Here is a 15,446-nt window from a genome sequence, read left to right as displayed (position 1 = left end):
GTTGCGCCTGCAGAGACTCGGGGAAAGTAATGAAACGGCGCTTTGGTGCGAAAATAGTTGTCGCTTTGGCGGCTCTGATGGCCGTTAGCGGCTGCGCGTCTCAGGCGACAAGAGTCGCCTTGCAGCGCCCCAATCTTCCGACTGGTCAAGCTTTCCGCATTCCCGACCATCATGCGCTAAAGGGTGCAGTCGTGGTCGATTACATTTCGGGTATGTCGCAGTATTCGTTCTGGTTCGCTGAGGCCAACCAGAACCAGTTTCGTCCAATGTTGGAAACGGCTTTAGACCGGTCGGGCATGCTGGCGAAAACGCCGGGGGCAGCGCGCTACGCTTTGCAGATCGAATTCATCGATCTTCGCGGATCGTTTTTTGGGTCGGACTTCGACAGCCGCAGCCGCGCGATTTATCGTATAGTCGAGCGGCGGTCTGGCAGAGTGGTGTCCGAGCAGACCATCGATGCAGGATTTATGCTGCGCTACGTTGGCTTGGTTGAAGAAGACGCAGCGGCTGCATATTGGCTGACGATGAACGTAGCGGCTGCTGGACTGGCCCATTATGCGGGAGCGTCGGATCAGAGGACTGCATGGCGCCAAGCCTATCAAGCAACCTTATGGTCCACCCTCTTCGTGCCGCTGGATTTTATCAACCCCTTCAACTACATCGCCGGAAACGACTTTTTTGGTCAGCAAAAAGTCCCCCGTCCACGCGTCTTGAATGGTGACCTGTCTACTGAAGGATACGGCGCGCGCAATGGCCGGGTTCGTGGCATCCAAGCTGACAAGCAGATGATGCGCCAGTCCATTGCAAAGTTCGTGATGGGTCTTGCGGTCGAACAGAACATTCCCATGACGGTCATCCTGCCATGCGCCTTCAATGCTGAGATCGAACGGATCAAAGTCGATCTCACCTATCGCGGCATCCCTTACGCTGGCGAGACCTGCAAAATGGAAAGAGTTCAGATCATCTATTGATCGCAGGCTGCTATTCGAAATTCGGGCGGCTCTCTGAAAATAGGTCGGGACAACGATTTACGCTTCCTTGGCTTACCCACAGCCCGAAGGCCGACCTCACTTCCCTCCCACCCAATTGTTCTCCATACGTTCTTGCCATGGGCGAGAGGGCATACAGAGGCGATGAGACGACGGGCTTCCAAAGCCCAGCGCAAGATCACATCGAAGCGGTCCCTGATCTCACCGAACTTTTGGAGCTACGTCGGCCGCAACGATACGCGGTCAGGGTGAAGGGCAACGGCTTGCGCGCCCGTGGCATCCACAGCGGCGACATCCTCGTGGTGAACTCCGACGCGGAGCCACAGTCGGGCAAGGTCTGCGTCGCCTTCGTGCATGGCGATGTCTTGCTGGCCGTCCTGATCGAGAAGGATGGCGAATGGTGGCTTGAGCCAGCCAGTCAGCCCGCACAGCCGATGGGCGAAGACACCGAAGTCTGGGCGATGATCGCCGCGCTGGTCAGGACCGATGTTTGATGTTCGGCCTGATCGACGGCAACAACTTCTACGTCTCGTGCGAACGCGCCTTTGATCCCAGCTTAACCGGTAAGCCGGTGATCGTGCTGTCGAACAACGACGGCTGCGCCATCGCCAGATCGGCCGAGGCGAAGGCCCTTGGGATTAAGATGGGTGAGGTCTGGCACCTGTCGAAAAGGAAGCCGGAGTATCGCGACGTCATCGCCAAATCGTCGAACTACGCGCTCTACGGCGACATGAGCCGCCGGGTTTACGAGTTGCTGTCCGAAAACTTCCAGAGGGTCGAACCCTATTCCATTGATGAGATGTTCTTGGACCTGACGGCATTCGCGAGGGTGGACTACTGCCGCCGGGTCCGTGACCGGGTGCGGCGGATCACCAAGATTCCGACCTGCATCGGAATCGGCCCGACGAAGACGCTGGCAAAGCTGGCGAACAAACACGCGAAGTCGGCGACGGGCGTGACGGATTTTAGCGACCTCGACGCGCGTCGCGAAGCATTTGCGACGATGCCTATCGACGAGATTTGGGGTGTCGGCGGCGCCAGCCAACTGAAGCTTAACAACCTTGGCATCCACACGGTCGAGCAGTTCGCAGCGCTCCCAAGCGCAAGCGTTCGGAAACTCATGACCGTCACCGGCCAGCGGACCCATGCTGAACTGAACGGAATATCGTGTATGCCCCTGACCTTGGCACCCAGCCAGCGCCAGACGGTCTCGGTGACACGGATGTTCGGGCGGCCGGTCGATACGTGGGAGGATATGCGGGAGGCACTGGCGGCCCACGCTTCACGCGCTGCGGAGAAGTGTCGAAAGCATGGGCTGGCCGCGACGGCGATGCAGGTGTTTTTTCACACCAACCTTCACGCCAAGGAGCCGTTCTTCAACGCTCAGCGCTCTTTTGACATCGAGGCCACGAACGACAGCTTCGCGCTAATTCGTCAGGCAGTGGCGGCGGGCCGGTCGATGTGGAAACCGGGGCTGACCTACGCGAAGTGCGGCGTGATCCTACTGGACCTTCATGCCGTAGCGGATGCCCCGCGTGACCTTCTGCCGACTGTCGATCCGATCAAGTCCGAGAAGCTGATGACCGCGCTTGATGCGGTGAATGCGAGGTTTGGTCGGGGAACGCTGCGACCGGGCGGGATACGTCCGATGACGCCTTGGTCAACGCGCGCTAACAATCGGTCGCCCAGATACACGACGCGGATCAGCGACCTGATGGAGGTTCAGGCTTGAACTCCCACCAAGTTAATCGACAGCAAACTGAACGGTTAGGAATCTTCATAAATAAAAGGTGGATTCGAATCGAAAGCTACGGCCACGCCAATCAAGGATCAAAGCGCCTTGCTATCGGCATACGTGTTCAATTTCGAAATGGGTCGTTTGACTGTCGCCGATCCCGGTCCGCCATGATCGACTGAACGCAACCGACCAATCCGCCCATTGCGGCCGCTGATCCAGTCATGGGAAAATCGCCGATAAGGTGGTTAGGGCTACGCACGGACAAAGACCTAGCTGCAGCAAACGCAAGAACCGTTTCTTCCATCTGGTCGTCCAAGAAGCCGCTGGAAATGCCCGGTGTTCCGTTGAATCTGGACTGTTTCAATACGAGAAACGGTGCGCTCAAGCTGTGTTCCGTGCCGACGAAAGTCAGCGTGATGGGCATCCGTTGGTCCCCGCGCGGGCCGCTATCAAAGCTATTGAGGGAGGCCCAGTCGGGATTTTCAAAGCTAACGCGGAAGCTAGCGCTGCTCGTAGATAGTGTTAGCTCTAGCTTGGTTCCATTTGGAAAGGTTGTGTTGGCGATGCATTGGGGCGCGCCCAGCGCAGGTGAGTGCAACTCAGCTAAAAACCAGTTGCCGATCATGCGTGAGTTCAAAACTTGACTGGCTGCAGGAGATGAACAGGCCATAGCCGCAATGACCCCCGCAGCTATTAAAATCCCACGTGGCACGTCCCAAAATCCCTCTTTCCAGATCATAGTTGATTGAAGATGTGTCGGTAATGGCGACCATGACCGGGCAGCTTGTTTAACGCAACCCGAAGTTTACCCGAGCGCCGCGGCGTCAGTTCAGCCTCATGACCTCGGCCGAGACATAAAGCCGCTCGGGTCCGACTTTCGGGAAGATGGCGAAGCCTCGGTCCTCAATCTCGTAGAGGTGGGCCACGAGCGTATCGAACTCAACTTCACATTCCGGTCGGGGCTGGATCAGGATCGCTCCTGACAAATGCACGACGATGTGGATGTCGCTACCGGCGGCAAGGTCGTCGTAGGAAATGATTGCTTCGCAATGTGTTCGTGGAGCCGACATCGCGTCAGACATTGGAAGCCCTACTACTGCCGCTTCGTGAATTCGCGGATCAGCGAAGTGACCGCATCGCGTTCGGGCTGATTCAGCTTTGCCCACAACTTGAGGATGGCGCGTTCCGAAGCTGATCGGCCGCTGGGATCAGGGTCGTCATAAAGGTCGGCGACATGACACCCGAGAGCGTCCGCGATCCTGATCATGGCAGCCGCGGACACGCGGTTGGCGCCGCGCTCATACTTCTGAACCTGCTGGAAGGTGACGCCTATTGCACGACCCAGATCAGCCTGAGTAAGGCCAGCTTTTTCACGGCGAGAACGGACGGCGTGCCCGATTTGTAGATCAAGTTCTGAGGCAACGCTCACGGGCATATTTCGCGTATAGCGCGACAGTTCCGCTGATCCAATCCGCCATTTGCGTCAACGGCCGTAGCCAAAGTTTCAGAGGCTTCACCGCGTCATAGCCCCGCGAAGTCAGGCGGCGAGGTCGGTCAGTGCAGTTCTAACTCTTTCGAGTTGACGGCTTCCACTGGTCAGGAGCGGATGCAGAACCTTCTGGCCGCGTTTTCGAGCATTCTTCCGCGACTGGGCCGCCGTCGCATCGACGAGATCGTAGCGAAGGTGGCTGAACAGCGGAACGAGGCAATCGAACAGTCGTCGGTTGATCAGCAGCGTGTGGCTGGGTTTTGGCCCGCCTTGAGGCGCGCGGAAGCCGAGGTTGCGCCCGGCGGATTGGTTGATGTCGTCGATGTGCTTGAGCCGGGCGAGATCACCTCGGGTGGTCCACGCATTAAGGGCCTGATAGCGCGCATATTCGTCCGGGGTCATCAGCGTCATCGTTTGGATGATGTCCTTCCCGATGAGTTCGTTCGAACCCTTCGCTGCAATATGCGAGCGCGTATTTTCGAGCGTGTCGAGCTTGTTGCCAATCGCGAAAAGCTCGCATCCGACCGCTTCAGCTTCTGCCGTCCAGTCGGCGACGTGCTGGGCGGCCGTCGATGACTTCAAGGACCGCAACGGGTGAGTTTCGACCCGATCCCTCTCGATCAGCGGAGTGTCGAGCGCAGTAATGTCCCACAGACCGGCGCGTTCGGCCAAGGCGACAGGCACTGCCTCCGTCGTGAGGATGAGAGTTTTGTGGGCGGCGATATTCGCCCAGATGCGGGCGCGGAGGCACCAGTGACGCTCTTCCGCCTGATCGTAGATATTCTCGAAGCCGTTCGAGCGCGGACCATACTCACCGGCGGGCTGCACCGCGACGACATCCCACTCCGTTTCACCCACCTCGGCGATGCGGCATGCCTCCTCGAAAGACACGAACTGTGAAAGTGGAAGCTGCCCCATAAACCGATGATGATCTTTGAACTTCGTCGCCTTCGTTGTCTTCGATGTCCAGCCAGCACCTTCAGCCAACGCGCGCACCGTCGCGACTGTGTCGGCAGGGTGCATATCGACGATGCTCTTGGCGTCGATCTCGTCGTGGATCAGGAAGCCCAAGCGGCTCTCCTCCATCAGCCCCGCCCGAAGCGAGGCGCGTTGTGACGGATTGTTCCAGAACATCGGCGAAAGCAGCAAGCGGCTGTCAGGACCGCTGCCCCACGATTGGGCCACCGGATGAACGGTGAAGAAGATGGGGTGTCGGCCCTCGTAGGCGTCACGCAGAGCCGCATACCGTTTGCGAATACGCTCCATGATCCTCGGCTGGAGTTTGCCAATAGCGTCGAAACGAGATGAGAAACCCGACCGGGCGGCTTCTGTATGAGTGATGTATCCCGTCCCACGGCCACCGAACTCTTCCTCGTAGATTCTGGAGAACGAAGGCAGCACGACCGCAGCGAACTGGTCCTTGTCGGCCACCCTGATTGCGTCCTGAAAGGCTTGAGCCTTCTCTTCCGCACCCTCGTAGGTCGGTGATGCGAACATGATCCACGACGGCAAACCATGGCCAGACAGAAGCCGGTGATATCGAGGCAGGTTCACGAGCAAGGTGCCCGACTTGCTAATGCCCTCTGGCGCACACAGCAGATCGGCACCCGGTCGAGTAATCTTGCTGGTGATGAGGTCGTAGATCACATCGCCGAGCGCGCCGGTAGCAGCGGACCTGCTCGTGGCGGCATCTGCGAACTGCTGTTCAACCGGCGCCCGCACCCGACCGCCGGGACCAAGTTGACGCTGCCGGTGCTCTTCGGACCAGAGTTCCATCATCTCGCCGAGTGCGCGCGGAAGTCGAGGCATCAAGGTGCCCCCCGCGTCCTCAACATTGGTCAGGCCATCTGGATTGGCGCCTTGCACCAACACGGTCGCGAAGTCGGATCGCATCATCGACGTCGGGTTCTTGTCGCCGGGCGAGTTGAAGAACTGCGCCCGCAGATCACCTTGTGAACGGTCGAAGCCCGCGAACTTCGGCCAAGCCTCAACGCCATTGAACATCGCTTCGAGTTTGGCGGCGCAGTATGCCTCTTCGCCCGGCTGGATCGTGGTCTGAACTTGTGCGCCACCTGCCCGAGGCGCCTTGCAGGATGTTGAGGCCACCATCGAGAAGTCGGCGGGAACGAGAAGCGTCTGGCTGCCGCCTCGGCTTCGCTGGAGCGTCAGGTGTTCCCACATCACGACCTGCATCAGCACATCGCCAACCGGCACACCGAAGGAGTGATCTTCCTTATCGTTCAGACGCATGCCGTTGGGGAGACGCCGAAAATTTTCCGGGTTCCGAAGGTTCTCATCCGGTCGTTCGGTTGATGGGACCATGAGATCGGTGGAGTTGACGAACTCGTCTCGAAGACGGTCCCACGCTTTCTGGAAACCAAGCCGCGCGCTTGACGGCTCCGACACAGCGCCTGCGACCACAGCGGTCTCGACGACGAAGTGGTAGTGGAAGCTCTTGTTGCCGGAGTAGGTGACGTTCAGACCCGCGACGTCGGCATACTTGGCGCGCAGGTGACGAAGGAATTTGCCGATGGGGCTGTCAGTCGGCTTCTTCCCGAACCGGAACCACGAAAGCTGCTGCTTGAAGAATGGAAGGCTCGGAGAGTCGAACTCGATGGTGAGGATGTGATGGCGCGCGATCTCCACACGATCTGACGGACGACTGAAGTCGTCCTCCCAAGGGAAGGACATTTGCAAGGCGTTCGTGAAGAGGCATTGCAGTTCCCACTCTGCTCGGCCTTCTCCCAGTTCGGCTCGAAGGAAATGATTTCTTCCTCTGACCTCCTTCCGGTTTGCGACAGCCATGTAGCGGCGGGTCTTGGGATCGAAAGATTCTGGTTGGATGACGTCGGTGAGCAGCAGCGATGGGTCTCGCGTTTCCGCTCGACGGAACTGGTTGATCTCACGCGCGGACAGCTTCGGGGCGTAATACTTCGCCCACATGGGTTCATAGGTGTTCATAGTAAGGTCGTGTCAGGTCGGGGTTGTGATGACGGACGTGATCGACCTGCTGATCCTCGTTGGAACATGACCTCCAACGGTGTCCGCCACCTTCCCTTACTTATAACCTTCGAGAACTGGCGGCGGCCATATCTTTCGACGTAGGCAGAGGGGGGGCTGGAAGGAGCGGAGCGACCAGTTTGTCTTCCAGCCGAACTTTCCCCCGTTAACGGACTTGCTAATAGAGGTCTTATTAGGAGAGCCGATAAAGGGGGAAACTCCTCTCTCCCCTGTGCCCAAGGGTGCCGCCGCCAGATCGGGTTGGAAGTTGGCGGCATAGTCGGAGCGAGGTCGGCTGCGATCCTGACAGAGGCTTCAGCCAGATCGCGATGACATCGGCTGGAAGATCGCTCGAAAATCCCACTACGACCGTTCTCGAAAACAGGGGTGGAAATCGCTGTGTTTCACGGCCCGCAAACGCAGTGCTGGCGTAGTCGATATTTTGTGCCCGCTTCCATCTGTTTTCCGGCTCAGCTTGTGCCGTTGGCAGAGCCGTGTTCTGCTTCAGCCATGGGACGGCTTCTGGAAAAACTGAAGCACGGCGCCCCCGCCTACGACGTAAAGGTCGAGCGGGACGGGTTCACGCTGATCGGCAAGCCCGACCACATCGACGAGTTCAGCGACATCGTGCGCGAGGCGGCGGAACAGGCGGGCGAGGAGTTCGTGGTCTTCACCACGAGCGATGGTCACCAAGGCTACAGCCAAATGTTCGTCATGCCGCTGGACGCGGTTGATGCTCGCTGAGCGGAGTCACCTCGAAAACAACGGTTGGGGAGCGCGGCCCTGTGATCGGCGTTCAGATCGCATGCGTCTTCCGACCAGCTATAATCGACTGCGGGCTGCGCTGGCCCGAGAGCAGGCCAGCAAGACCTTCGTCGTCGAGCATCGTCAGCACTATCTACGACTCGCCTTTCAATACGACGCCATTGCCGCACTGGAAGCGGAGCGACCGCGCCTGACGGCGCCCGCACGACGGCCTGCCGGGATCGTCGCCTCACTTCCCAACTGAGCCGTTCTGAACCATCCGACGCCTCACGCCTTCCAAGAACATGGATCGGCTCAACACCCTTCTCGAAGGCTCCCCGGCGTATGGAGTGCTCGACGCCAAGGACGGCGTGGTGCTGTTCCGCCGATCCGGCTTCGAGCAGGAGTTCAACGAACTGGCCGCTGAAGCCGTGGAGGCGGCAGGGGAAGAGTTTGAGGTCATCCCATTGACCAGCGGTGACGACTGCGACCGGCTCTTCATCGCGCCGAGGGAAGAGCGGTCGTTCGCCCGATCTGATTGACGCTCTGCCGATCCATGAGACCCTTACGTTCTCCCAACTGCAATCGGAGAACACCCCTGACCAAGCGCGTCGCGATCTACGCCCGTGTGAGCACGGCCGATAAGAACCAGACCGTCGAGAACCAGCTTCGCGATCTGCTGGCCGTCGCCGAGCGTCAGGGCTGGACCGTCACCGCGACCTTCACCGACGAAGGCATCTCTGGCGTCAAGGGACGTGATCGGCGCCCCGGCTACGACGCGCTGCTCAAGGGCGTGGCGCGCAAGGACTTCGAGCAGATCATGGCGTGGAGCGTGGACCGCCTCGGCCGGAGCCTCCCCGACCTCGTGGCTTTCCTGAACGACATCCAGTCCAAGAATGTGGACCTCTACCTGCACCAGCAGGGCCTCGACACCTCGACGCCCTCAGGCCGGATGATGTTCCAGATGCTGGGCGTCTTCGCCGAGTTCGAGCGCGCCATGATCCGAGAGCGCATCCTCGCCGGTCTGCGTCGCACGACCAAGAAGTCCGGGCGGAAGCCTATGCCTGACGACCGTGTGGAAGCGATCAGGAAATCGTTGGCGGACGGTCAGGGCATCCGCGCCACCGCCCGGCTCCATCGTGCCTCGCCCATGACGGTGACCGCCATCAAGCGCTCGATGGAGAGCGTCCCGGCCTAAGCCAAAGCCAGCCTCGCGTTCACCTGATCTTCCTCGCGGCTGAACTGGAAGCGCACCTCGACGCCGCCATTGCCGAGCGGGTAGTGCGGCCAGTTCGACGGCTCGATGCCGATAGACATCACTACCGCCTTCGCCCGCTCGGCCAGCACCTGCTGGGCCAGTGCGTTCAGCGACAGCTTCCCGACATCGTAGCCCGCCTTCGCAAGCACCTCGGCGAGACGCTGCTCTTCGACGTCAACATCGGACGCCGGGACGATGTGATCCAGCTTCCACACGTTGACCTTCCCCCCGTCCAATCAGAGCCTTGGCGATCTCCTAACCAACCGAGTCGCGCACTGCCACCATGACCGACGAAAGCGACCACACGGCCGTCCCCTCGGCTCCACCAAATCCTTGTTCCACAAGGGTTTGGTCGGAAACAGGCGAAAAAACTGACACCACGCTGCTACACACGGCCTCCAAGAGACCGTCGAAAAAGCGTTCCTCTACAGTTAGTTCACCGTCCCGAGGCTGTAGCACCACCTCGTCGCACACACCGTCCAAACGGCCTCCCAGACCCTCTACACGGTCACATAATGCTGGGCGGCGGCAATCGTCTGGCCTGATCGTCCGGGGATCGACCTACTACCTTCGTCTTCGTGTCCCTCGACCGTTGGCCGGGATCATCGGCAAGACGCACGTCATGAAGTCTCTGGGCACGGGATATCGGGCGGATGCTGTCTCGCCGACATCCGTGAAACGACGGGCTATCGCTCAAACCGCACCGTTGCCGCCACCTTGGGGCCGATTTCGCAAATCTGCTTCGTGCGGCAGGATAGATAGATCGTCAGCCCGACAGGCTCCGCAGGAGCCGCACCCCGGCGAGGGGGGGCTCTAACCGCGCCGATCCATGCGTGCGGAAGGCCGTCAGCCACCTGATCGGCACTACGCTCGTAGGCTGCCCACGTCCCCGACCTTCCATCGACCTCAAGGTCACCGGTCGAATGGTCGATCAACCCGACCTGTGGAGGCGGCACTGAACCATACGATCCATGCGAGAGACCGAGGCGCAGACCATCCCCTACGAACTCGTCCACCTCTGTATCCACGCCAATGACAGGCAGGCGAGTGAGTCCATCAGGAATGGCCACTGAAAAGGGACCAACCGCGTCGATGCGATGGAAGCCCGCCGGGGTCGGGGCCGCTTCAGGCGGCTTCGAACATCCGAAAAGGACTATTGCGGCACACGCGACTGCGAGACGGTGAATGCGTCGGAACATATACGACTAACGACCGAAGCCGTGGTTTCGTTGACTGCCCGCAAACGCATCTTCGTCATCCGTGTCTGACGAGGTGGGACAGGTCGAGTTCGGGATAGGCTATCCGGCCGATGGCTTCATACAGCGTCTGGGCGCGATAGCCTCGACCGTAAGCAGCGGCGGTTTCGCCGCCTTCGTTTCCGTTCGCTGACGACCAGCCTCCGAGGGCGAGAGCGACTTCATGCTCGATACGGGCTTCTCGCAGCGCATCCCGGTAGCAGTGCCGGAACGAGTGGAAGCAGGTCTTCTCTCGGATCGCGCCAGCGCGCTCAAGGAAGCGACGAAACCACTTCGAGAAGGGGTCGCTGTAGTAGCCGGTGCTGGACTTTTGGAGTTCGGAGAACAGACGAACGGCGCCCGCCGCTCGCCGCTGCTCTACGAAGGCCATGAACCCGATTTCGATCAGCATCGGATGGACCGGGATGAACCGCTCGCTGGCGGCGGTCTTCAGACGTTTTCCGTTGTCAGTATCGGACGGACCTTCGGTCACGAAGAAGCAGTCCACGCCATCGAGCCGATGGATGTCTGCGACGTGTAGCTGACAGATCTCGTTCATTCGCATGCCCGAGAACAGGGCGATGAGAGGCACCCAGAAACGCCCGCGACGTGGACGTGCGGGGCCGGGCGTGGAGTATCCGGCCCAGTCGTCAACGCAACCGCGAAAGATCGGAGCGTCGAAGATCAGGCGTAGCTGCTCGGTGGAAAAAGGCAGACGTTTATCTCGCCGTCTCACCCGGTCGATGACTTGAAGTCCCTTGGCTGGGTTACGTTCGATCCAACCCTCGTTCTGACAGAAGTTCATCACCGCCCGGAACTTGCACATGTAGCCGTTGACCGACGCGGGCGAGAGCCTTCCGGTAAGCCCCTTCTCCTTCGCCATCCGCGCGGCGGCGAGAGGCGACAGCTTCGGAAACTTCTTCTCGGCGTTGGAGGGGAGCCAGCGGAGCACTTCGAGAAGCTCACGCGAGGCTTCGCGGTCGATGGAGCGGATGGTGCGGTCTTCCCCCCAGAGGCCGACCGTTAGTTCGATCAGGTTAAGATAATGGAGGTCCGTCTTCCGAGTGCGCTGCTTTGCAGGGTCGGATCGGAAGAGTTCAAAGGCTTGGCGAAGCGTTTTGTCCGCTGGCGCCGCCGTGGGCGTGGCTGCGGGCTTTGGTCGCTCGGGTGGGAGCACGATGACAGGCTGAACGCCGTGGGTCTCGATGTCCCGCCACTCCTGCTCCAACATCGCTGCGACGATCCGAGCCTGACGGACAGCATCCGCCCGATATCCCGTGCCCAGAGACTTCATGACGTGCGTCTTGCCGATGATCCCGGCCAACGGTCGAGGGACACGAAGACGAAGGTAGTAGGTCGATCCCCGGACGATCAGGCCAGACGATTGCCGCCGCCCAGCATTATGTGACCGTGTAGAGGGTCTGGGAGGCCGTTTGGACGGTGTGTGCGACGAGGTGGTGCTACAGCCTCGGGACGGTGAACTAACTGTAGAGGAACGCTTTTTCGACGGTCTCTTGGAGGCCGTGTGTAGCAGCGTGGTGTCAGTTTTTTCGCCTGTTTCCGACCAAACCCTTGTGGAACAAGGATTTGGTGGAGCCGAGGGGAGTCGAACCCCTGACCTCGTCATTGCGAACGACGCGCTCTACCAACTGAGCTACGGCCCCGTTTCCAGCGTGGGATCGGGTTTCACAGGCGTGGCGGACATAGAAGGCGGGCGGGCGTGGTGTCAACGGGCTTGTGCGCGCAAAGCGCGCAGGTCGGAGACGGCCGTTGTCGGAGCAGGGGCGAACAGGCTAGAAGCGCCGATCCAAGCAGGAGTTACCGTTCATGGGCTATGCGCTCGTCTGGTTGATCAACACCATCATCAGTCTGATGATCTGGTTCATCATCGCCCAGGCCATTCTGAGCTGGTTGGTGGCGTTCGACGTCGTCAACTATCGCAACCGCTTCGTCTATTCGGTCGGGACCTTCTTGGACCGGGTCACCGCGCCTCTGCTGGAGCCGTTCCGCCGCATCATTCCGAACTTGGGCGGCATCGACATCTCGCCCATCGTGGTGATCCTGCTGCTGCAGTTCATCAGCGTGCTGTTCAACCGCACGGCGGCGCCGGCCCTGATCCAGTTGCTCGGCTGAGGCGACACGGCGGGCGGAAATCTGATGCGAGAGGGTTGATCCGCTCTTGCGCCGCGCGCCTTCCTTTCTAAAGGTGCCCGCCCGACCACTTTCGACCACGGTTCATGACCTCGATCACCACAGTCGCCATTCTGGGCGCCGGACAGATGGGCGCAGGCATCGCGCAGGCGGTCGCGCTCGGGGGCTATTCGGTTCGCCTTTATGACGTCGTCGTCGACCGGCTGCCGCTGGCGCAGGGCGAGATCGCGGCCAGCCTGGCGCGCCACGTCGGCCGCGGCCTGATCGATCAGGCCGCCGCCGATGCGGCCCTGACCCGCATCACGACGAGCGACGTGATGGCGGAGGCCGTCGCCGGCGCCGATCTGGTCATCGAGGCGGCGCTGGAAGACGAGGCCGTCAAGAAGGCCATCTATGCGCAGGTCGTGCCGCACCTGGGGCCGCAGACGCTGTTGGCGTCCAACACCTCGTCAATCTCGATCACCCGCCTGGCGTCCTCGACGGACCGGCCGGACCGGTTCGTCGGCCTGCACTTCATGAAGCCGGCGCCGGTGATGAAGCTGGTGGAGATCATTCGCGGCATCGCCACCTCGGCCGAGACCCATTCCGCCGCCGTCGCCTTCGCCGAAAGCCTGGGCAAGACCACCACGGACGCCGAGGATTTTCCCGCCTTCATCGTCAACCGAATCCTGGTGCCGATGATGAACGAGGCCATCTTCGCCCTGTACGAAGGGGTAGGCAACGTGGCCTCGATCGACAAGGCGCTGCGCCTGGGCGCCAATCATCCGATGGGCCCGCTGGAACTGGCGGACTTCATGGGTCTGGACGTCGTCCTCGCCATCATGAACGTGCTGTATGACGGGCTCGCGGACAGCAAATACCGCCCCTGCCCCCTGCTCGTGAAATATGTCGAGGCCGGCTGGCTGGGCAGGAAGAGCGGACGCGGCTTCTACGACTATTCCGGCGCTGCGCCGGCGCCGACGCGATGAGTCGGTTCGAGAGCTATTCCGACCTACCCGGTCAGGCGACCATCGCCGCGCGGCCTGGGCGGACGCCTCGGATTCTGGCCTGTTTGGCCGGCGCGGCCTGGCCACCCCTATGGTTGACCCTGCCCTTCTGGCGGCCCCACGCCTATCTGCCGGGCCGCGACATGGATTGGCGGCTGGTGGTGATGCTGATCGGCCTGATCACCGTGCCGCTGGCGCTTTATCGCGTGCTGAACGAGCGCAAGCGTGACGGCCGGCCTGGCACGCGGCTGGGCGTCGTCTGGCGTTTCATGATGTACGGCGGCCTGGCGGCGGCCCTGGTCCAGATCGTCGTCGCCCTGGGCATGAGCGTGATGGGCTGGTTCGAGGCCGGCGATGTGATGCAGGCCCTGGGCGCGACCGAGACCACCCTGTTGATCTTCGGCGTCGGCGGCCTGCCCATCGCCATGATCGTGGGCGTCAGCTATGCCTTGTGGGCCGGGTTGTGCGCCGCCTTCATCGCCTTCGAGGCGCGGCCGGCGGTCAAGGACCGGCTGGGCCTGATGCCCAAAAGCTGAAAAGCAGGGTTGGCATTCGCGCCTGACGCCTGAGTTCGAGGATTGGGGGATCCGAGAATGACCATGGACGACACGGACAAGGATGCGGCGGAGATTCTGTCGCCCGTCGCGGCGACCTCGCGCATCGCCAGCCTGGACGTCATGCGGGGCCTCGCAGTGCTGGGCATTCTGGCCGTCAATGTCGTCTCGTTCGGCCTGCCGGTCATGGTCTATCAGGACGCGAGCCTGAGCCCGTTTTCGGTCAACGGCGCCAACGCGGTGGCGCGCTGGACGATGGACGTCTTCTTCCATCAGAAGTTCATCACCCTGTTTTCGATGCTGTTCGGCGCCTCGATCTACTTGGTCGGGGGCGAGCGGGACGATACGGCGCGTGGCAAACTGCTGCGACGCCGCCTCTTCTGGCTGGCCGCCATCGCCCTGATCCACGGCCTGGCCTTCTGGTATGGCGACGTGCTGCTGCTCTACGCCTGGTCGGGCCTGTTCGTGATGCTGATGCGGTCGATGCGGGCGGGGACGTTGATCGGTATCGGCCTGGGCGTGACCCTGTTGCTGGGCGCAATGCAGGCGGGCGCGACCTGGCTGATGGTCGCCGGCCCGCCGGCGATCACCGAGGCGATGAACCAGGGCGGGCCGCATTACACCGCCGCCATGGCGACGGAGTCGATCGCCGCCTATCGCAGCGGATGGGCCGGGGCGATGGGCCAGAACCTTCAGAACTGGCTGCTGCTGCAGGGCGCCAGCCTGACGATGTTTGTCTTCTCGACCGTGGCGCTGATGATGCTGGGACTGGGTCTGTTCAAGGCCGGCGTGTTCAGCGGCCGGGCGCCCAACGGGGTCTATGTCGCCTTGATCGCCGTCGGCGGCGCCGTGCTGGCCCTGCTGGGCGTGCTGGAATGGCGCGAGGCCATGGCCCCGGCCGGAACCCACCCGACGCGCGGCCTGGCGGAGGTCGTCGCCTCCTTCCCCATCTTCGTCACCCTTGCCTATGTCAGCCTGATCGTGCTGGCGACGACGCGAGGGGCGGCCTGGATCACGGCGGCGCTGCGGCCGGCGGGACAGATGGCCTTCACCAACTATCTGACCCAGACCCTGATCATGACCTCGATCTTCTACATGCCGTGGGGACCGCGCCTGTTCGGACGGGCGGACTATGTCCAGATGTGGGGCCTGGTTCTGGCGGTCTGGGCGCTGCAGCTGATCTGGTCGCCGCTGTGGTTGTCGCGGTTCAGCATGGGGCCGCTGGAGTGGGTTTGGCGCTGTCTGACCTATGGTCGGCGGGTGCCGATTTCAAAAGGCGGCTGACGGCGCTTTTATCGCAGG

General features: G+C 61.3%; 18 protein-coding genes and 1 tRNA gene. 12 read left to right on the top strand and 7 right to left on the bottom strand.

What is annotated here, in order from left to right; all coding sequences use genetic code 11:
* Positions 1 to 29: 29 nt before the first annotated feature.
* The 3 genes from DT343_RS14025 (at position 30) to DT343_RS14015 (ending at position 2,721) form a co-directional block, all read left to right on the top strand.
* A complete protein-coding gene (locus DT343_RS14025) occupies positions 30 to 971 on the top strand; it encodes a hypothetical protein (RefSeq protein WP_112863348.1) in 942 nt (313 codons plus the stop codon).
* Between the two features lie 137 nt (positions 972 to 1,108).
* Positions 1,109 to 1,483, top strand: coding sequence for a LexA family protein (locus DT343_RS14020; protein ID WP_112863347.1), 375 nt, complete (start codon positions 1,109 to 1,111; stop codon positions 1,481 to 1,483).
* Positions 1,483 to 2,721 (top strand): Y-family DNA polymerase, encoded by a 1,239-nt coding sequence (locus tag DT343_RS14015; RefSeq protein WP_112863346.1) that lies wholly within the window; start codon positions 1,483 to 1,485, stop codon positions 2,719 to 2,721. The genes DT343_RS14020 and DT343_RS14015 overlap by 1 nt, the downstream gene beginning before the upstream one ends.
* A gap of 127 nt (positions 2,722 to 2,848) precedes the next feature.
* Here the strand turns inward: DT343_RS14015 and DT343_RS17265 are convergent, their stop codons facing one another.
* The 4 genes from DT343_RS17265 to DT343_RS14000 form a co-directional block, all read right to left on the bottom strand.
* Complete coding sequence (locus DT343_RS17265; RefSeq protein WP_146756762.1) at positions 2,849 to 3,352, bottom strand: hypothetical protein; 504 nt, start codon at positions 3,350 to 3,352, stop codon at positions 2,849 to 2,851.
* Between the two features lie 199 nt (positions 3,353 to 3,551).
* Positions 3,552 to 3,809, bottom strand: a complete 258-nt coding sequence (locus tag DT343_RS14010) for a hypothetical protein (RefSeq protein WP_112863345.1) — start codon at positions 3,807 to 3,809, stop codon at positions 3,552 to 3,554.
* Positions 3,810 to 3,820: 11 nt separating this feature from the next.
* Entirely contained in the window at positions 3,821 to 4,156 is a 336-nt protein-coding gene (locus DT343_RS14005) for a helix-turn-helix domain-containing protein (RefSeq protein ID WP_248121357.1), read from the bottom strand.
* A 108-nt stretch (positions 4,157 to 4,264) separates the two neighbouring features.
* Complete coding sequence (locus DT343_RS14000; protein WP_112863343.1) at positions 4,265 to 7,177, bottom strand: hypothetical protein; 2,913 nt, start codon at positions 7,175 to 7,177, stop codon at positions 4,265 to 4,267.
* Between the two features lie 549 nt (positions 7,178 to 7,726).
* Between DT343_RS14000 and DT343_RS13995 the strand changes: the two genes are divergently transcribed.
* The 4 genes from DT343_RS13995 to DT343_RS13980 all read left to right on the top strand — a co-directional run bounded on the left by DT343_RS13995 (position 7,727) and on the right by DT343_RS13980 (position 9,158).
* The gene (locus tag DT343_RS13995; protein WP_112863342.1) at positions 7,727 to 7,960 is read left to right on the top strand and encodes a hypothetical protein; all 234 of its coding nucleotides are present in this window, start codon (positions 7,727 to 7,729) and stop codon (positions 7,958 to 7,960) included.
* 61 nt (positions 7,961 to 8,021) lie between these two features.
* Complete coding sequence (locus tag DT343_RS13990; RefSeq protein WP_003168400.1) at positions 8,022 to 8,225, top strand: hypothetical protein; 204 nt, start codon at positions 8,022 to 8,024, stop codon at positions 8,223 to 8,225.
* A gap of 40 nt (positions 8,226 to 8,265) precedes the next feature.
* The gene (locus DT343_RS13985; protein ID WP_003168399.1) at positions 8,266 to 8,502 is read left to right on the top strand and encodes a hypothetical protein; all 237 of its coding nucleotides are present in this window, start codon (positions 8,266 to 8,268) and stop codon (positions 8,500 to 8,502) included.
* A 14-nt stretch (positions 8,503 to 8,516) separates the two neighbouring features.
* On the top strand, positions 8,517 to 9,158 hold the full coding sequence (locus DT343_RS13980; protein WP_258522585.1) for a recombinase family protein: 642 nt from the start codon (positions 8,517 to 8,519) through the stop codon (positions 9,156 to 9,158).
* Here the strand turns inward: DT343_RS13980 and DT343_RS13975 are convergent.
* Entirely contained in the window at positions 9,155 to 9,433 is a 279-nt protein-coding gene (locus DT343_RS13975; protein ID WP_146756761.1) for a hypothetical protein, read from the bottom strand. The two genes, DT343_RS13980 and DT343_RS13975, sit on opposite strands and share 4 nt — an antisense overlap.
* 68 nt (positions 9,434 to 9,501) lie before the next feature.
* Here DT343_RS13975 and DT343_RS18190 point away from each other — a divergent pair, with 68 nt between their 5' ends.
* The gene (locus DT343_RS18190) at positions 9,502 to 10,035 is read left to right on the top strand and encodes a DUF6538 domain-containing protein (RefSeq protein WP_368731207.1); all 534 of its coding nucleotides are present in this window, start codon (positions 9,502 to 9,504) and stop codon (positions 10,033 to 10,035) included.
* Between the two features lie 437 nt (positions 10,036 to 10,472).
* On the opposite strand, the gene DT343_RS13970 is transcribed toward DT343_RS18190, so the two are convergent.
* Together DT343_RS13970 and DT343_RS13965 are read right to left on the bottom strand one after the other, a co-directional pair.
* Positions 10,473 to 12,080, bottom strand: coding sequence for a site-specific integrase (locus DT343_RS13970; protein ID WP_112863340.1), 1,608 nt, complete (start codon positions 12,078 to 12,080; stop codon positions 10,473 to 10,475).
* Positions 12,042 to 12,117: transfer RNA gene (locus DT343_RS13965), tRNA-Ala, on the bottom strand. Before DT343_RS13965 ends, DT343_RS13970 begins: the two co-directional genes overlap by 39 nt.
* 163 nt (positions 12,118 to 12,280) lie before the next feature.
* On the opposite strand from DT343_RS13965, the gene DT343_RS13960 reads away from it, so the two are divergent.
* The 4 genes from DT343_RS13960 (at position 12,281) to DT343_RS13945 (ending at position 15,428) form a co-directional block, all read left to right on the top strand.
* Positions 12,281 to 12,586, top strand: a complete 306-nt coding sequence (locus DT343_RS13960; RefSeq protein WP_017504977.1) for a YggT family protein — start codon at positions 12,281 to 12,283, stop codon at positions 12,584 to 12,586.
* A 104-nt stretch (positions 12,587 to 12,690) separates the two neighbouring features.
* Positions 12,691 to 13,572 (top strand): 3-hydroxybutyryl-CoA dehydrogenase, encoded by an 882-nt coding sequence (locus DT343_RS13955; protein WP_112863339.1) that lies wholly within the window; start codon positions 12,691 to 12,693, stop codon positions 13,570 to 13,572.
* Positions 13,569 to 14,126 (top strand): phthalate transporter, encoded by a 558-nt coding sequence (locus DT343_RS13950; RefSeq protein WP_066627996.1) that lies wholly within the window; start codon positions 13,569 to 13,571, stop codon positions 14,124 to 14,126. The genes DT343_RS13955 and DT343_RS13950 overlap by 4 nt, the downstream gene beginning before the upstream one ends.
* 57 nt (positions 14,127 to 14,183) lie before the next feature.
* Entirely contained in the window at positions 14,184 to 15,428 is a 1,245-nt protein-coding gene (locus DT343_RS13945) for a DUF418 domain-containing protein (protein ID WP_112863338.1), read from the top strand.
* Positions 15,429 to 15,446 lie beyond the last annotated feature (18 nt).

Source organism: Brevundimonas vesicularis, from assembly GCF_900445985.1.
In the GTDB taxonomy this organism is placed as follows: Bacteria; Pseudomonadota; Alphaproteobacteria; order Caulobacterales; family Caulobacteraceae; genus Brevundimonas; species Brevundimonas vesicularis_D.
Note: the sequence above shows the minus strand (reverse complement) of the source record. Positions and strands in the feature narration are given on the sequence as shown.